Origin of the sequence: Marinibacterium profundimaris (assembly GCF_002210095.1) — a bacterium.
GTDB lineage: Bacteria > Pseudomonadota > Alphaproteobacteria > Rhodobacterales > Rhodobacteraceae > Marinibacterium > Marinibacterium profundimaris.
The window spans coordinates 26,088-40,599 of sequence record NZ_AQQR01000007.1; the positions used below are offsets into that span (position 1 = coordinate 26,088).

Here is a 14,512-nt window from a genome sequence, read left to right on the forward strand (position 1 = left end):
ATAGCGTTCCGGAGGAAAGTTCATGGCTGATAATACCGACCTGTCTTTTACAGGTCTCACCGACGAGCAGGCCCAGGAGCTGCATTCGGTCTACATGAGTGGCCTCTGGCTGTTCGTGGCGATTGCAGTGGTCGCGCATCTTGCGACCTACATCTGGGCTCCCTGGTTCTGAGGGAGGATCATTGATGTCAAAGTTCTACAAGATCTGGCTCATCTTCGATCCGCGTCGCGTCTTCGTTGCGCAGGGCGTTTTTCTCTTCCTTTTGGCCGTGATGATCCACCTCGTGGTTCTGTCCAACGGCGTCAACTGGTTCGAGAATGCCGCCGCGTCGCGCGCCATGGCCGACGAATGAGCCCGGGCATATCGCTCTGAAAAACGCCACGGGCGGAGGACCCGCCCGTGGCAATCCAACAGGCACATGCGCCGGCCGACCGGGCCTTCTGGCCCAGGCAACCCCGGCGGGGAGGCAAGCCAGATGGCGCTACTCAGTTTCGAACGCAAGTACCGGATACGAGGAGGCACGCTTGTCGGCGGGGATCTCTTCGATTTCTGGGTCGGGCCCTTCTTCGTGGGCTTCTTCGGTGTCACCACGATCTTCTTTGCCGCTCTCGGCACGATCCTGATCTTATGGGGCGCCGCGGATCAGGGGACATGGAACCCTTGGCTGATCAATATCGCACCGCCCGACCTGTCCTACGGTCTGGGCGCCGCGCCCCTGATGGAGGGCGGGCTTTGGCAGATCATCACGATCTGCGCCACTGGCGCCTTCGTCAGCTGGGCCCTGCGCGAGGTCGAGATCTGCCGCAAGCTGGGCATGGGCTATCACGTGCCCATCGCCTTCGCCTTCGCGATCCTGGCCTATGTCACGCTGGTGATCTTCCGGCCGATGCTGATGGGGGCCTGGGGGCACGGCTTTCCCTACGGGATCTTCAGCCACCTCGACTGGGTGTCGAACACCGGCTACGCCTACCTGCATTTCCATTACAACCCTGCGCACATGCTGGCGGTCACGCTGTTCTTCGCGACCTGTTTCGCGCTGGCGCTGCATGGCGGCCTGATCCTGAGCGCCGCCAACCCCGAAAAGGGGGAGGAGATGAAGACCCCCGATCACGAGGACACGTTCTTCCGCGATTTCATCGGGTATTCCATCGGCACGCTGGGCATCCACCGCCTGGGCTTCCTGCTGGCGATCAACGCCGTCTTCTTTTCCGCCGTCTGCATCATCATTTCCGGGCCCGTCTGGACCAAGGGCTGGCCGGAATGGTGGAACTGGTGGCTTGACCTGCCGATCTGGCCGTGAGGAGGGCCTGAGCGATGGCTGAATACATGAACATATTCACGCAGGTCCAGGTGCAGGGCGCACCGGAATGGGGCCTGGACAACGAAAACAACATGATGGAGGAGCGCGCCGTCAAGCCGTTCTTCAGCAGCCTGGTCGGCTGGGTGGGCAACGCCCAGCTGGGGCCGATCTACCTGGGCTGGACGGGGCTGGTCTCGGCCATGACCTTCATCGTTTGCCTGAACATCATCGGGCTGAACATGCTGGCGCAGGTGAACTGGTCGATCCCGGAATTCCTGCGGCAGGGCTTCTGGCTGGCGCTGGAGCCGCCAAGCCCCGAATACGGGCTGCGCATCCCGCCGCTGCAGGACGGCGGCTGGTACATCATCGCCTCGTTCCTGCTGCTGGTCTCGGTCTGCACATGGTGGCTGCGCACCTACCTGCTGGCCGAGCAGCACAAGATGGGCAAGCACGTGGCCTGGGCCTTCGCCAGCGCCATCTGGCTGTTCCTGGTGCTGGGCCTCTTCCGGCCGATCCTGATGGGATCCTGGTCCGAGGCCGTGCCCTACGGCATCTTCCCGCATCTCGACTGGACCACGGCGTTCTCGATCCGCTACGGCAACCTCTACTACAACCCGTTCCACTGCCTCTCGATCGTCTTCCTCTATGGCTCGTGCCTGCTGTTTGCCATGCATGGCGCGACGATCCTGGCCGTCAGCCGGTTCGGCGGCGACCGCGAGCTTGAGCAGATCGTGGACCGCGGCACGGCGTCGGAACGCGCAGCGCTGTTCTGGCGCTGGACCATGGGGTTCAACGCCACGATGGAGGGCATCCACCGCTGGGCCTGGTGGTTCGCGGTGCTCACCCCGATTACCGGCGGCATCGGCATCCTGCTGACCGGCACGGTGGTCGACAACTGGTTCATCTGGGCCCAGGAGCATTACTTCGCACCGATGTACGACGGCTCCTACGGGTATGACGCCTATGGGTCCTACGAGGCCTTCACCGGCCAGGGAGCGGTAGAATGATCGAGTGGTTCACAAAGTGGAACAGGGAAAATCCTGTTGATGTCTATCGCCCGGCCATCCTTTACGGGGCCGGCGGGGTGGCGGTGATCGCGGCGATCTGGCTGGTGTCCATGGGCCCGCCCCTGGCCACCGACAGCCTGCAGACCGGGCCACGCGGCACCGGCATGTCGGTGCCCAAGCGCGAAAGCGTGCTGGTCACGCCCGATCCCGACGCGCTGGCCTTCCTGGCCACCAGCACCGAGCCGGTGCCGCCCCAGGTCGGCGGCCGCACCGCCGGGTCGCAGATCGAGGGGGCCGAGCCGCTGCTGGCGGACCTGTCGCCCGAGAACTACGAAAGGCTGGTGAGCGCGATGCGCGCCTGGACCGGCATCCCCGACCTGCTGGAGGATCCCGACAATTACCAGACCATCGTCGCGCGGCGCATGATCGAGATGACCCAGAACATCAACGAAGGCTGGGACGGTCACGTGAATGCCAACCGCGAGGTCGGCGTGACCTGCTACACCTGCCACCGCGGCCAGCCGGTGCCCGAGCAGGCCTGGTTCATCGCCACGCCCACGGTCATGGCGGCCGAGGGATGGGCAGCCGTGCAGAACCGGGTGACGCCGCTCAGCTCCTATACCTCGCTGCCCTCGGACGCGTTGCAGAAATACCTGGTCGACGGCGAGCTGATCGCGGTCCATGACCTCGACAGCCGCGCGGCGGGGATCCCCGGGCAGGATGGCTATCCGGGCATCCAGAATGCCGAGCGGACCTATGCGCTGATGAACTACTTCTCGAACTCGCTCGGGGTGAACTGCACGCTTTGCCACAACACCCGTGCCTTCTATGACGGGGGCCAGATCACGCCACAATGGGCGACGGCGAGCCTGGGCATCCTGATGGTGCAGGAGCTGAACAACGACTACCTGCTGCCGCTGGCCGAGGTTCTTCCGCCCGAGCGGCTGGGCCCCCATGGCGATGGCCCCAAGGTCGGCTGCGGCACCTGTCACAACGGCGAGCAGCAACCGCTGCGCGGCACCAACGTGATCGGAAACTACCCGGAACTCGCCACGACAGAGGCGCCGGACTACGGAAACTGACGGCCCGGGCGCGCCTCTCGCGCCCCGGCCCCTCCATCGCGCCGTTCGCGCCCCGGGTAACCCCAAGCGGGCGACGCCACCCAGGACCACCAAAGGGGGCAGCGATGACTGACCAGAACCCACATACACCCATCCTCGACACCGTTGCCGGGCCGGCGGACCTGCGCCGCCTGTCCGACCGCGACCTCTCTGCCCTGGCGGGCGAGCTGCGGTCCGAGCTGATCTCGGTCGTGTCCGAAACCGGCGGGCACCTCGGCTCGTCCCTTGGCGTGGTCGAGCTGACGGTGGCGCTGCACGCGGTGTTCAACACGCCGATGGACAAGCTGATCTGGGATGTCGGGCATCAATGCTACCCGCACAAGATCCTGACAGGCCGCCGCGACCGCATCCGCACCCTGCGCCAGAAGGACGGGCTGTCGGGCTTCACCAAACGCTCGGAAAGCGCATCCGATCCCTTCGGTGCGGCGCATTCCTCCACCTCGATCTCGGCCGCGCTGGGCTTTGCCGTGGGCCGCGACATGGGGCGGCCTGCGGGCGACGCGATCGCCGTGATCGGCGATGGCGCGCTCAGCGCGGGTCTTGCCTACGAGGCGCTGAACAACGCGGGCGCCCAGGGCCGTCGGCTTTTCGTGATCCTCAACGACAACGAGATGAGCATCGCGCCGCCCGTCGGCGCCATGGCCGCCTATCTCGGGCGGCTGGGGGCGGACCGGCCGCGCGCGCGGCTGCGTCTGATGGCCGAGGATTTCGAGTCGGTGATGCCGCCGCCCATGCGCGAGGGCGCCCGGCGCGCCCGGCAGCTGGTGACCGGCATGGCCGGGACCGGCAATATCTTCGAGGAGCTGGGGTTCGATTATGTCGGGCCGGTCGACGGGCATGACATGGGCCAGTTGCTGCAGGTTATGCGGGCCACGCGGGCGCGGGCGACGGGCCCGGTTCTGATCCATTGCTGCACGGTCAAGGGCAAGGGCTATGCCCCGGCCGAGACCAGCGCCGACCGCTACCATGGCGTGTCGAAATTCGATGTCGCCACGGGCCAGCAGGCCAAGAAGGCGGGCGGGCCGCCCAGCTATACCTCGGTCTTCGGCAAGGCGCTGGCCGAGGAGGCTGCGCGCGATCCCGATATCGTGGCGCTGACCGCCGCCATGCCTTCGGGCACCGGCGTCGACATCATGGCCAAACGCTTCCCGGCGCGCGTCTTCGACGTGGGCATCGCCGAACAGCATGGCGTGACCTTCGCTGCCGCCATGGCGGCTTCGGGGCTGAAGCCGTTCTGCGCGATCTATTCGACCTTCCTGCAGCGCGGGTTCGACCAGGTGGTTCATGACGTGGCGATCCAGGGCCTGCCGGTGCGCTTCGCCATCGACCGGGCCGGGCTGGTGGGCGCCGACGGCGTGACCCACGCCGGCGCCTACGACATCGCCTATCTCGGCTGCCTGCCCGGCTTTACCGTGATGGCCGCCGCCGACGAGGCCGAGCTGGTCCACATGGTCGCCACAGCCGCCGCGCATGACAGCGGGCCGATCGCTTTCCGCTATCCGCGGGGCGCCGGAACCGGTGCGGCCCTGCCAGAGCGGGGCACGGTGCTTGAGATCGGCCGGGGCCGCGTGGTGCAGGAGGGCGAGGACCTGGCCATCCTGTCCTTCGGCGCGCATCTGTACGAGGTGCAGGCCGCGGCCTCCCTTCTGGCAGAAGAGGGGATCACCCCCACCATCGCCGACGCACGCTTTGCCAAGCCGCTGGACCTGGACCTGATCATGGAGCTCGCGCGCACGCACCGGGCGCTGGTGACGGTGGAGCAGGGGGCCGAGGGCGGCTTCGGCTCGCAGGTGATGCATGCGCTGGCGCGCAACGGCGCCTTCGACCGGGGGCTGGCGATCCGCAATGTCTGCCTGCCCGACCGGTTCATCGACCAGGCCGCCCCGGCCGAGATGTATGCCGACGCGAAGATGACCGCCGCCGACATCGCCGCCACCGCCCGCACGGCGCTGGGCCAGGCCGCGACAATCGTCAGCCTCTCGGCCGTGCGGTAACCGGAGGGGCGGGTCCGCCTTGCAGGACACGTGATGCAAAAAGAGATCGCGGCCAGGGGTGGCCGCGATCGCAAACTGCGTGTCGGTGATGCCGTGTCCGGCCCGGCGGGAGTAAGGCTTAGCTTTCGCCGCCCGGCCCGACCGAGACGAGATAGGCCCAGATATCGGCGGCCTGCTCTTCCTTCATCAGTTTGAATGCCATCTTGCCGCGTGCCTTCGGGTCGTCAAGATAGTCCCGCAGGAAGGCGGTCGGGTCCTGGACGTAGACGGTGAAATCCTCGACGTTCCAGCTTAGCCCGGCCTCTCCGGCGGCGATCATGAAATCGGAATACCGGAAATCCTCGTATGTTCCGGCCTGCCGGCCGACCACGCCGTACAGGTTCGGGCCGACCTTGCCGCCTTTGACGATGTCGTTGCCATCCGCATCGGTGATCGCGTGGCAGGTGCGGCATTGTTTGAAATCATTCTCCCCGGCCGCCGGGTCACCGTCCGCGTCCTGGGCCATGGCGACGGGCGCCGCCAGCAGCAAGCCGGCAAGGCCGGCCATCAGGTGTTTCATTTTTTCCTCCTTGGTGTGGTTGGAATTCGGCGCATCTCAGGCCACCGCGTGGGCCAGGGCGCATTGCTTCCACAGCACGGTGAGCGCCTCGACCAGCCGGTCGATATCGGCGTCGCTGTGCAGGGGCGACGGGGTGAAGCGCAGCCGTTCGGTGCCCTTGGGCACGGTGGGGTAGTTGATCGGCTGCACGTAGATCCCCCAGTCACGCATCAGGATGTCCGACAGCATGCGGCACTTCACCGGGTCCTTGATCATCACGGGGATGATGTGGCTGGGGTTGTCCATGTGCGGGATGCCCTGCGCGTCCAGCTTCGCCCGCAGGCGGGCGACCTGGCGGCGCTGGGCCTGTCTTTCGACCTGGCTGGTCTTCAGGTGCCGGACCGAGGTCAGCGCCGCCGCCGCCACCGCCGGCGGCAGGGCCGTGGTGAAGATGAAGCCCGAGGCGAAGCTGCGGATGAAATCGCACAGCGCGGCCGAGCCGGTGATGTAGCCGCCGACGCAGCCATAGGCCTTGCCCAGCGTGCCCTCGATCAGGGTGATGCGGTCCGCCAGACCTTCGCGTTCGGACACGCCGCCGCCGCGCGGGCCGTAGAGGCCTACGGCATGGACCTCGTCGAGATAGGTCATCGCGCCGTGTTTCTCGGCGACCTCGACGATCTCGGCCATGGGAGAGATGTCGCCATCCATGGAATAGACGGATTCGAAGGCCACGATCTTGGGCGCGTTGGCGGGCAGCACGGCAAGCTTGCGGTCCAGGTCCTCGGGGTCGTTGTGCTTCCAGATCACCTTGCGGGCGCGGGAATGGCGGATGCCCTCGATCATTGAGGCATGGTTCAGCGCGTCCGACAGGATCACCGCATCGGGGATCCGGCTGCCCAGCGTCGACAGCGCCGCCCAGTTCGACACGTAGCCCGAGGTGAAGAGCAGCGCTGCCTCCTTGCGGTGCAGATCGGCAAGCTCGGCCTCAAGCCGCACGTGGTGGTGGTTGGTGCCCGAAATGTTGCGTGTCCCGCCGGCCCCGGCGCCGCAGCTGTCAACGGCGGCCTTCATCGCGTCGCGCACGTCCTGGTGCTGGCCCATCCCGAGGTAATCGTTCGAGCACCAGACCGTGACTTCGTCGGGCGTCAGATCGTCATGGGACTTGGCCCTTGGATAGGCGCCGCAGCGGCGTTCGAGCTCGGCGAAGACGCGGTAATTGCCTTCCTGCTTCAGGTCGTCGAGCTGTGCGTTGAACATGGCGTCAAAATCCATGATGTCCCTCCGGTCTTGCCGTCGTTTCGGTCTGTTTGGGCGCGGGCAGCATCCAGCGCCAAAGTTTCGCATCCGGGAGCGGCAGCACCATGAGCCAGTGCTCCAGCAACGCGAGCGATGTGAGGGCGGCCAGCAGCGCAAAGCCTATGGTCTCGCCCGGGGTGGTGGCGGCATGCAGGCGTTCCAGCCAGCAGGCCACGGCCAGGGTCAGCGCGGTGACCGAGACGGGAAAGAGCCAGTTGAGCCGCGAGATGCGGAAGTGGCTGGCCATGTGCCCCAGCGCGCGGGGCAGGAATTCGGTGTTGATGCGCGGGACGCCGAAATAGAGGTTCAGCTTGGCCGAGATGCGCGCCGCGTAAAGCACGGTGAAGGTCCAGAGCCCGAAGGCCTGCCCCGTGCCCCCGGCCGCGCCGTGCCCGTGGATCCAGAGCGCGACGAGAAGCGCGGCGAGCAGCATCTCGTGGTAGGCGACCGTGCCCCAGGCCCGGACAAAGCGTTCCCATTCGGGCAGGTTCTCCGGGCAGGGATGGGTGTTGGGCCCGGTCACTGTGCCGGTCAGAAATGCGGTTTCGACCCAGGCCCAGATCGCCAGAGCGGCGAGGAAGCCGCCATAGACGGCCCCGGGGGCGGGATCGCCATGGGTGGTCAAATGCCCCCAAAGCCCGAAGCCCAGCAGGGGCAGGGCGGCCAGCGTGCACAGCAGAGGTGCCCGCCGCCCGGCCCGTTCGGCATGGCGCACGGCCATCAGGATCGCCCCGGTGAGGAACCACCAGAGAAACAGCGCGAACAGCGCGGCGATCCAGGGGCTGGCCATCAGTACCCCGGCTCCATCCGGGGATTGTCGGGCACCTCGTGGTGTTTTGCGGGCACAAGGTAGAGACGGGCAAAGAACATGCCCGCGCGGATCCGGGCGCCCAGCCGCGCCAGCATGCCGCCCGGGCCGCGCCGGTCGGCGGCCTCGGTCAGGTCGGTGTTGGCCTGCCGCAGCCGCTTCAGGTTGGCGGTCCAGCGCGGGTTGTCGATATCCAGCGTGATCGGGAAGATCTGCTTCGAGATCTCGGATGTCTTGGTAAAGACCTCGTGCCCGTACCAATCCGTATCGACGCCAAGGGCCTCGTGGAAGGCCGGGCGCTGGTGATCGCGGATGTACATGGTGGCATAGACCGCCGTCAGGAAGAACTTGATCCACAGCACGTTGCCGCCGCGGGTCAGCCTGGGGTCGGTCTTCATCAGCAGGGCAAAGGCCTCGCCGTGGCGGAACTCGTCGTTGCACCATTCCCGGAACCACTTGAAGATCGGGTGAAAGCGGTATTCGGGATGCGCCTCGAGATGGCGGAAGATCGTGATGTAGCGCGCGTAGCCGATCTTTTCGCTGAGGTAGGTGGCGTAATAGATGAACTTCGGCCGGAAATAGGTGTATTTCTTCGCCTTGGTCAGAAACCCGAGGTTCACCGCCACGCCTGCCTCGCGGAGCGCATCGTTGATGAACCCCGCGTGCCGCGCCTCGTCCCGCGCCATCAGCTGGAACAGGCCGGTGACATCGGGGTTGGCGCCGCGCCGCTTCATTTCCTTGTAGAGCACGCAGCCCGAGAATTCGGCAGTGCAGGAGGAGACCAGGAAGTCGATGAATTCCTTCTTCAGCTCCGGCTCCATCCCGTCCCAGTCGACATGGTCCCAGTCCTCGTTCTTCTTGAAATGGCCCTTGTTCGGATCGGCCTGCATCTCGGCGATCAGCTCGTCCCAGATGTCGCGGACCGAGGTGACGTCGATCGCGTCCAGCTCGTCGAAATCCGTGGTGTAGAAGCGCGGCGTCAGCAGGGTGTTCTGCATCGCGAGCCCGGTGGCCGTGTCGCTGTCGAACTTCGCCTGTGCCTCCTGGATCGCCAGGCCTTCCTCGGCGGTGGTCGCGTCGGCGGTATGTGTCGCGCCAGAGGCGCGCATCCCGGGTGTCTGCATGTTCATAGCTTGGCCTCCTCGGAGAACGAGAATTCGCAGAGTTCCATGACCTCGATGTCCCCGGTCAGCCGGGTCCAGAGGCGTTCAAGGCGCGAGGCGCGCACGATCGTGGCCTCGCGGCTTTCTCGGACGACATGGCCGAAGGGGGCCATGATTTCGGGGCCCTTCACCCGCACCGCGTCACCGGGGTAGACGACCGCCCCGTTGTCAAAGCGCACATGCGCGTGCAGGCTTTCGAACCGGTGGCTGACTTCCACCGTGCAGGGCGCGTGTTCGATATCTCGGGTAAGCCATCCCATCATCGGCCTCCTTCCGGTTGGGCCAGAAGCCGGGCAAAGGCCCTGGCGTTATCCGCGCCGAATCCCATCAGGTCGGCGCTCCACCCCGTTGCGGGGTCGTGAATGGACAGGCGGCCCGAGGCATGGCCGATCAGTGTGACCGGCCCGTCCAGGGGCACGCGGTGATTGGCGCGTTCGCGCAGGACGACGCGCCAGACGCCAGAGACAAAGCCGCCTTCTTCGGGTGTGAGGTCGGCGATGACGGTCCCGTTCATGGCCGTGACCGTGGCGCGCCCGGACAGATCGCCCGAGATCAGCAGATCGCGCCGGACCGCTTCGTCGCCCGTGGGGGCGGTGGCGATCAGGGGGCGGTCGGTGACGCGGGCATAGGTGACCAGCGCCAGTGCCGACAACATCAGGGCCGCCACGCCGCGCACCAGGGCGCGGGGCACAAGCTCTTTGTCCGGGGTGTGGATCCGGGGCGTCAGGTTCCGGATGCGGGTGGCTTCGGTCATCGATCTACTCCGCGGCCAGCGCGGCGGGCGCGCGGGACAGTTCGGGGGTGGCGATGCGGGTCTCGGCCGCCTCGGCCAGCAGGCCGGCAACGCGCGCGGCATCGGGGATGGCCCGCAGCGCCGGTTGCGGCTTGCGCAACCGCCAGGGGCGCACATGCGGCCAGCAGACCAGCCAGGACAGCCGGATGTCTTCGGCCAGGTCCAGCGCGATGGTGCCTGTGCCGTCCCGGCGCAGGTCCAGCCCGGCGCTTGCGATCTGGCGGAACGGCAGGTTCAGCGTCAGCGTCAGCGCCGCGCCGATCCGCATGACGACACGGGCATCGGTGATCGTGTAGACGGTGGCGCGGGCCTGCAGGAAGGCCACGATCCAGAGCAGCCCGCAGACCACCGCACCCAGCAGCAGGAAGGGGGCCGCCATGGCCAGTCCGGCGCCGACGCCCTCGTCCAGGATCGCCCCGAAGCGCCAAAGCGCCAGCAGAGCGAAATATCCCGCGACCCAGCGCAGGTTCAGCGCCTCGCGGGCCAGGGCCATGGCATCGGGGCGGCCCTGCCACAGCAGGTGCTCGCCCTTGGGCAGGTGTTCGGGCAGGCCGGGGATGGGTTCAAAGGCGAAATCGTCGTGAGACATTGTCATCCCCACTGCGGTTCAAGCCGCGCTTCGCTCGCATAGAGCGTGCCGCCGGCGTAGTAGGCCGAGATCTTGTCCTCTTCGAGCAGGGTCACCTGCCGGGGCGAGGCATGGCGGGGCACGCCCGCGAAATGGTGGGCGTAAAGCGTGCGTACCTTGACCCGGTTGGACCAGATCCGCGTCAGCGTGATCGGCACCAGCCGCTTGCCTTCGCCCATTCCGGCCTCAAGTTCGTATTCGAGGTAGCGCACCATCTGTTCGGGCTCGTCGATCCACATGTCGGTGACGGTGCCGACGATCTCTCCGTCGCCCGCCACCACCGGCAGGCCGCGCGGATCGCGCCCGGCCGAGACCTGGATGCCGTCGGTGGCCGACATCGGCACGATCTTGGGATGGCCCTTGCCGTCGAGCTCGGGCACATCCCGGCGCGGCGCCCAGGAGGCGGGACCGACGCCGTCGGCCATGGGATCGCCGGTGGGCAGGAAGGGAAAGCCGTTGCCGGAGGCGGACTTGGCCAGGGCCAGGTCGCCGCGGTCCGGATGCTGGCCCGAGGGCACGGTCAGCGTGCCGCGGCCATGCGGCAGCAGGAAGGTCTTGTCGTCGGGCACCGGGAACAGCCCCTGGTTGGCCGACGGGTTGCCGTCGTCATCCTCCAGGGGATAGCCCTCGCGCATGTTCTCGCGCTGGAGGTACCAGATCAGCAGGACGAAAAAGATCACGAAGATCCAGAGCGAGAGGCTGGCCAGATCGACATTGGCGAAGAAGGTTCCAGTCATGTCAGGGTCCTTTCTGGGTCGTTGGCCGGTGTCGTCTGGAAGGCGCCGGTCATGTTGGGAACTCGGCCAGCCCGATGGGGGCTTTTGCCTGGGCCGGTCCATTGATCGCTTCGGGGGGCGAGGCGTGACGGGCGAGCCGGCCAAGCGCTGCAAGGGTCAGGAACAGCAGGCCGATCTCGATGTGGTAGACGAAGGAATAGCCGGTGGCGGGCGTGTTCAGCGCCGCGCCCCAGCTGCCCGAGGTGGCGATGGAATTGACCACGTCGCGCAGCCCGCCGCCCAGGGCGATGGCAAGCCCTGCCGCCGTGGCCTGCGCGGCGCCCCAGGCGCCAAGCGCCAGGCCGTGGCCGGCGGTGCCCTTCGCGGGCAGGACCATCGCGGCGGTCAGGGTGGCGACGGCGAAGAGCCCGGCGCCGAAGCCGATCAGGGCCGCGCCGGCGAAGAACGCCGGATGAGAGCCCATGGGCGCGGCGAAGATCACCGCCGAGAAGGCGACGATCCCGGCAAGAAGCCCTGTCGCCGCAAGGCGGTAGGGGTCGCTGCCGCGTGCCAGCCGGTGACCGGCGATCAGAAAGCCCAGCAGCGCGCCGCCGGCCCAAAGTGCGGTCAGCACCGTCGTGGCGGCGACCGGCAGATGCAGGATCTCTCCGCCATAGGGTTCCAGCAGCACGTCCTGCATGGTGAAGCCCATGGTGCCGATAAAGACCACCGCCAGAAGCCGCCCGGCCTGTCCGCCGGCGACCAGGTCGGCCCAGGCGTCGCGGAAGCGCGGACGCGGGGCGGCGCGCTCGGCGCGGCTCATCGGGCGGATCTTTTCCTGCCGCCAGAGCGCGACCAGGTTCAGCACGATGCCGACGACGGCGGCGCCCTGCACGACACGGATCAGGGTCAGCGGGGTGAAATCCGTCAGCAGCCAGCCGATGACCAGCGCAGAGACCCCCATGCCCAGCAGGAACATCACGTAAAGCAGCGCCACGACCCGCGGCCGCGTCTCTTCATCCGCCCGGTCGGTGGCCAGCGCCAGACCGGCGGTCTGCGTCATGTGCAGCCCCAGGCCGGTCATCAGGAAGGCGATACCGGCCAGCACCTCGCCCGCCCAGGCGGGGCCGGTGGATTGCTGGCCCGACAGCACCAGAAGCGCGAAGGGCATCACCGCCAGCCCGCCCATCTGCCAGAGCGAGCCGAACCAGAGGTAGGGGATGCGTTTCCAGCCGATGGCGCTGCGGTGGGTGTCGGACCTGTGGCCCAGCAGCGCCCGGAACGGCGCCACCAGCACCGGAAGCGCGATCATCGCCGCCACGACCGAGGCCGGGACCGACAGCTCGACGATCATCACCCGGTTCAGCGTGCCCAGCAAAAGCACCGTCGCCATGCCGACCGAAACCTGGAACAGCGACAACCGCAACAGCTGACCCATGGGCAGCCCCTCGCTTGTCGCATTCGCGAAGGGCATCGCGCTCAGCGGCAGGTGGCGGAGGGGATTGAGCAGCTTCACGATGCGTACTCCATCGCCTGCGAGATGTAGAAGCCGCTGCTGACCCGGTCGAGCACGCTCAGCGCGCCCGAGGCATGGGTGTCGCGCAAAGCCTGGGCCAGCGCGGCGGCGGATTGCGGCACCATGGTGGGGGATCTGTCGGCGCGCGGGAACAGCTGGCCGGCCTGCCACATCGCCATCAGCAGCGGGGTGCGCGGCGCGACGGTAAAGATCACCCGGCCCGAACAGCGCGCGCCAAGTTTCGCGACCGCCGCGGCCGTGTCGGCGCGGTCGTAATACAGCAGGCTGTCCATCGCGATCACGTGGTCGAACCGCCCAAGCCCTGCGTCCAGCATGTCGCCGGCCCGGAAGGTGACGCGGGAGAGGTGCTTTGCCGGCATCCGCTGACGCGCGATCTCGATCAGCGCGGGCGAGATATCGGCGGCCACCACATCGGCGCCGCGGGCGGCCAGAGCCCAGCTCATCTGCCCGGTGCCGCAGCCCGCATCCAGAACCCGTGCGCCCGAAAGGTCCTCGGGCAGCCGCGCCAACATCAGCGCGCGCATCTCGTCGCGCCCGCGCCGCACCGTCTCGCGGATCCGCGAGACCGGCGCGTCGCTGGTCAGACGCTCCCAGGCGTGGAGCGCGGTGCGGTCGAAATAGGTTTCGACCCGGGTGAGGGTGCGGGCATAATCCATCAGTCGAACCCCAGCAGCTCGAATATGTCGCGGTCTTCCATGGGGGCGGGGGCCAGCGGATCGGTTCCCGCCCAGAGCGCCTCGGCAAGGCGCAGGTACTCGGCCCGGCAGCGCAGGATGTCGGGATCGTCGTCCATCTCGAACAGCGTCTTCTTCTTCAGACGGCTGCGGCGGATCGCATCCACGTCGGGCATGTGGCCGATGCGGTTGAAGCCCACCGTCGCGCAATAGCGGTCGACCTCGTCGGTCGCGGTCGAGCGGTTGGCCACGCAGCCGGCCAGCCGCACCTTGTAGTTCTTCGACTTGGCCTGCACCGCGGCGATGATGCGGTTCATCGCATAGATGGAATCGAAATCGTTGGCGGTGACGATCAACGCCCGGTCGGCATGCTGCAGCGGGGCCGCGAACCCGCCGCAGACCACGTCGCCCAGCACGTCGAAGATCACCACGTCGGTGTCATCGAGCAGGTGGTGCTGCTTCAGCAGCTTCACGGTCTGCCCGACCACATAGCCGCCGCAACCGGTGCCGGCAGGCGGTCCGCCGGCCTCGACACATTGCACGCCGCCCCAGCCTTCGGTCACGAAATCCTCGGGGCGCAGCTCTTCGGGGTGGAAATCGACCTCCTTCAGGATGTCGATCACCGTGGGTTGCAGGCGCCCGGTCAGGGTGAAGGTGCTGTCGTGCTTCGGATCGCATCCGATCTGCAGGACCCGGCGGCCCTGGCTTGCGAAGGCCGCCGACAGGTTGGACGAGGTCGTCGACTTGCCGATCCCGCCCTTGCCGTAGACCGAGATGACCTTGGCCCCCTCGATCCGGCTCTCGGGGTCCTGGTGCACCTGGACCGAGCCTTCGCCGTCGCGCCCCTTCAGGTCGGGGATGTCGTCTCTCGGGCTCATGTGGAACTCCTTCCGGGAGCATGGGCTCCCTGTTCGGGGCATATCGGGGTGTTGCAGG

General features: G+C 67.2%; 17 protein-coding genes. 6 read left to right on the forward strand and 11 right to left on the reverse strand.

Annotated features, from left to right (window positions below; all coding sequences use genetic code 11):
* Window positions 1–22: 22 nt before the first annotated feature.
* The 6 genes from pufB to dxs all read left to right on the forward strand — a co-directional run bounded on the left by pufB (window position 23) and on the right by dxs (window position 5,423).
* Window positions 23–172 (forward strand): light-harvesting antenna LH1, beta subunit, encoded by a 150-nt coding sequence (gene pufB / locus ATO3_RS16670; RefSeq protein ID WP_088651020.1) that lies wholly within the window; start codon window positions 23–25, stop codon window positions 170–172.
* Between the two features lie 13 nt (window positions 173–185).
* Window positions 186–353, forward strand: coding sequence for a light-harvesting antenna LH1, alpha subunit (gene pufA / locus ATO3_RS16675; RefSeq protein WP_088651021.1), 168 nt, complete (start codon window positions 186–188; stop codon window positions 351–353).
* Between the two features lie 123 nt (window positions 354–476).
* Window positions 477–1,301 carry a photosynthetic reaction center subunit L gene (gene pufL / locus ATO3_RS16680; RefSeq protein ID WP_088651022.1) on the forward strand — a complete coding sequence of 275 codons (825 nt, stop codon included), beginning with the start codon at window positions 477–479 and terminating at the stop codon, window positions 1,299–1,301.
* A gap of 14 nt (window positions 1,302–1,315) precedes the next feature.
* Entirely contained in the window at window positions 1,316–2,308 is a 993-nt protein-coding gene (pufM, locus tag ATO3_RS16685) for a photosynthetic reaction center subunit M (RefSeq protein WP_088651023.1), read from the forward strand.
* Entirely contained in the window at window positions 2,305–3,390 is a 1,086-nt protein-coding gene (gene pufC, locus ATO3_RS16690) for a photosynthetic reaction center cytochrome PufC (RefSeq protein ID WP_088651024.1), read from the forward strand. The genes pufM and pufC overlap by 4 nt, the downstream gene beginning before the upstream one ends.
* Before the next feature lie 104 nt (window positions 3,391–3,494).
* Window positions 3,495–5,423, forward strand: a complete 1,929-nt coding sequence (gene dxs, locus ATO3_RS16695) for a 1-deoxy-D-xylulose-5-phosphate synthase (protein ID WP_088651025.1) — start codon at window positions 3,495–3,497, stop codon at window positions 5,421–5,423.
* Window positions 5,424–5,541: 118 nt separating this feature from the next.
* Here dxs and ATO3_RS16700 read toward each other — a convergent pair whose 3' ends face one another.
* The 11 genes from ATO3_RS16700 to bchL are packed head-to-tail and all read right to left on the reverse strand — an operon-like array spanning window position 5,542 to window position 14,454.
* A complete protein-coding gene (locus ATO3_RS16700) occupies window positions 5,542–5,982 on the reverse strand; it encodes a c-type cytochrome (protein WP_088651026.1) in 441 nt (146 codons plus the stop codon).
* 36 nt (window positions 5,983–6,018) lie between these two features.
* Window positions 6,019–7,233, reverse strand: coding sequence for a 5-aminolevulinate synthase (hemA, locus tag ATO3_RS16705; RefSeq protein ID WP_088651027.1), 1,215 nt, complete (start codon window positions 7,231–7,233; stop codon window positions 6,019–6,021).
* Window positions 7,223–8,047 carry a putative photosynthetic complex assembly protein PuhE gene (gene puhE / locus ATO3_RS16710; protein WP_088651028.1) on the reverse strand — a complete coding sequence of 275 codons (825 nt, stop codon included), beginning with the start codon at window positions 8,045–8,047 and terminating at the stop codon, window positions 7,223–7,225. Before puhE ends, hemA begins: the two co-directional genes overlap by 11 nt.
* Window positions 8,047–9,195, reverse strand: coding sequence for a magnesium-protoporphyrin IX monomethyl ester (oxidative) cyclase (gene acsF, locus ATO3_RS16715; RefSeq protein WP_233152188.1), 1,149 nt, complete (start codon window positions 9,193–9,195; stop codon window positions 8,047–8,049). Before acsF ends, puhE begins: the two co-directional genes overlap by 1 nt.
* Window positions 9,192–9,488 carry a hypothetical protein gene (locus ATO3_RS16720; RefSeq protein ID WP_088651029.1) on the reverse strand — a complete coding sequence of 99 codons (297 nt, stop codon included), beginning with the start codon at window positions 9,486–9,488 and terminating at the stop codon, window positions 9,192–9,194. Before ATO3_RS16720 ends, acsF begins: the two co-directional genes overlap by 4 nt.
* Complete coding sequence (gene puhC / locus ATO3_RS16725) at window positions 9,488–9,982, reverse strand: photosynthetic complex assembly protein PuhC (protein ID WP_088651030.1); 495 nt, start codon at window positions 9,980–9,982, stop codon at window positions 9,488–9,490. The genes ATO3_RS16720 and puhC overlap by 1 nt, the downstream gene beginning before the upstream one ends.
* A gap of 4 nt (window positions 9,983–9,986) precedes the next feature.
* Window positions 9,987–10,610 (reverse strand): photosynthetic complex putative assembly protein PuhB, encoded by a 624-nt coding sequence (gene puhB / locus ATO3_RS16730; protein WP_088651031.1) that lies wholly within the window; start codon window positions 10,608–10,610, stop codon window positions 9,987–9,989.
* Window positions 10,611–10,612: 2 nt separating this feature from the next.
* The gene (gene puhA, locus ATO3_RS16735; RefSeq protein ID WP_088651032.1) at window positions 10,613–11,386 is read right to left on the reverse strand and encodes a photosynthetic reaction center subunit H; all 774 of its coding nucleotides are present in this window, start codon (window positions 11,384–11,386) and stop codon (window positions 10,613–10,615) included.
* Window positions 11,387–11,435: 49 nt separating this feature from the next.
* Entirely contained in the window at window positions 11,436–12,839 is a 1,404-nt protein-coding gene (locus ATO3_RS16740) for a PucC family protein (protein WP_088651175.1), read from the reverse strand.
* Between the two features lie 38 nt (window positions 12,840–12,877).
* Window positions 12,878–13,561 carry a magnesium protoporphyrin IX methyltransferase gene (gene bchM, locus ATO3_RS16745; RefSeq protein ID WP_408630822.1) on the reverse strand — a complete coding sequence of 228 codons (684 nt, stop codon included), beginning with the start codon at window positions 13,559–13,561 and terminating at the stop codon, window positions 12,878–12,880.
* On the reverse strand, window positions 13,558–14,454 hold the full coding sequence (gene bchL, locus ATO3_RS16750; RefSeq protein ID WP_088651034.1) for a ferredoxin:protochlorophyllide reductase (ATP-dependent) iron-sulfur ATP-binding protein: 897 nt from the start codon (window positions 14,452–14,454) through the stop codon (window positions 13,558–13,560). The genes bchM and bchL overlap by 4 nt, the downstream gene beginning before the upstream one ends.
* Window positions 14,455–14,512: the final 58 nt, after the last annotated feature.

Excerpts from the sequence above, each read along its gene's own strand:
- pufB (WP_088651020.1), top strand. The coding sequence starts at position 23 with ATGGCTGATAATACCGACCTGTCTTTTACAGGTCTCACCGACGAGCAG.
- pufA (WP_088651021.1), top strand. The coding sequence starts at position 186 with ATGTCAAAGTTCTACAAGATCTGGCTCATCTTCGATCCGCGTCGCGTC.
- pufL (WP_088651022.1), top strand. The coding sequence starts at position 477 with ATGGCGCTACTCAGTTTCGAACGCAAGTACCGGATACGAGGAGGCACG.
- pufM (WP_088651023.1), top strand. The coding sequence starts at position 1,316 with ATGGCTGAATACATGAACATATTCACGCAGGTCCAGGTGCAGGGCGCA.
- pufC (WP_088651024.1), top strand. The coding sequence starts at position 2,305 with ATGATCGAGTGGTTCACAAAGTGGAACAGGGAAAATCCTGTTGATGTC.
- dxs (WP_088651025.1), top strand. The coding sequence starts at position 3,495 with ATGACTGACCAGAACCCACATACACCCATCCTCGACACCGTTGCCGGG.
- ATO3_RS16700 (WP_088651026.1), bottom strand. The coding sequence starts at position 5,982 with ATGAAACACCTGATGGCCGGCCTTGCCGGCTTGCTGCTGGCGGCGCCC.
- hemA (WP_088651027.1), bottom strand. The coding sequence starts at position 7,233 with ATGGATTTTGACGCCATGTTCAACGCACAGCTCGACGACCTGAAGCAG.
- puhE (WP_088651028.1), bottom strand. The coding sequence starts at position 8,047 with ATGGCCAGCCCCTGGATCGCCGCGCTGTTCGCGCTGTTTCTCTGGTGG.
- acsF (WP_233152188.1), bottom strand. The coding sequence starts at position 9,195 with ATGAACATGCAGACACCCGGGATGCGCGCCTCTGGCGCGACACATACC.
- ATO3_RS16720 (WP_088651029.1), bottom strand. The coding sequence starts at position 9,488 with ATGGGATGGCTTACCCGAGATATCGAACACGCGCCCTGCACGGTGGAA.
- puhC (WP_088651030.1), bottom strand. The coding sequence starts at position 9,982 with ATGACCGAAGCCACCCGCATCCGGAACCTGACGCCCCGGATCCACACC.
- puhB (WP_088651031.1), bottom strand. The coding sequence starts at position 10,610 with ATGTCTCACGACGATTTCGCCTTTGAACCCATCCCCGGCCTGCCCGAA.
- puhA (WP_088651032.1), bottom strand. The coding sequence starts at position 11,386 with ATGACTGGAACCTTCTTCGCCAATGTCGATCTGGCCAGCCTCTCGCTC.
- ATO3_RS16740 (WP_088651175.1), bottom strand. The coding sequence starts at position 12,839 with ATGCCCTTCGCGAATGCGACAAGCGAGGGGCTGCCCATGGGTCAGCTG.
- bchL (WP_088651034.1), bottom strand. The coding sequence starts at position 14,454 with ATGAGCCCGAGAGACGACATCCCCGACCTGAAGGGGCGCGACGGCGAA.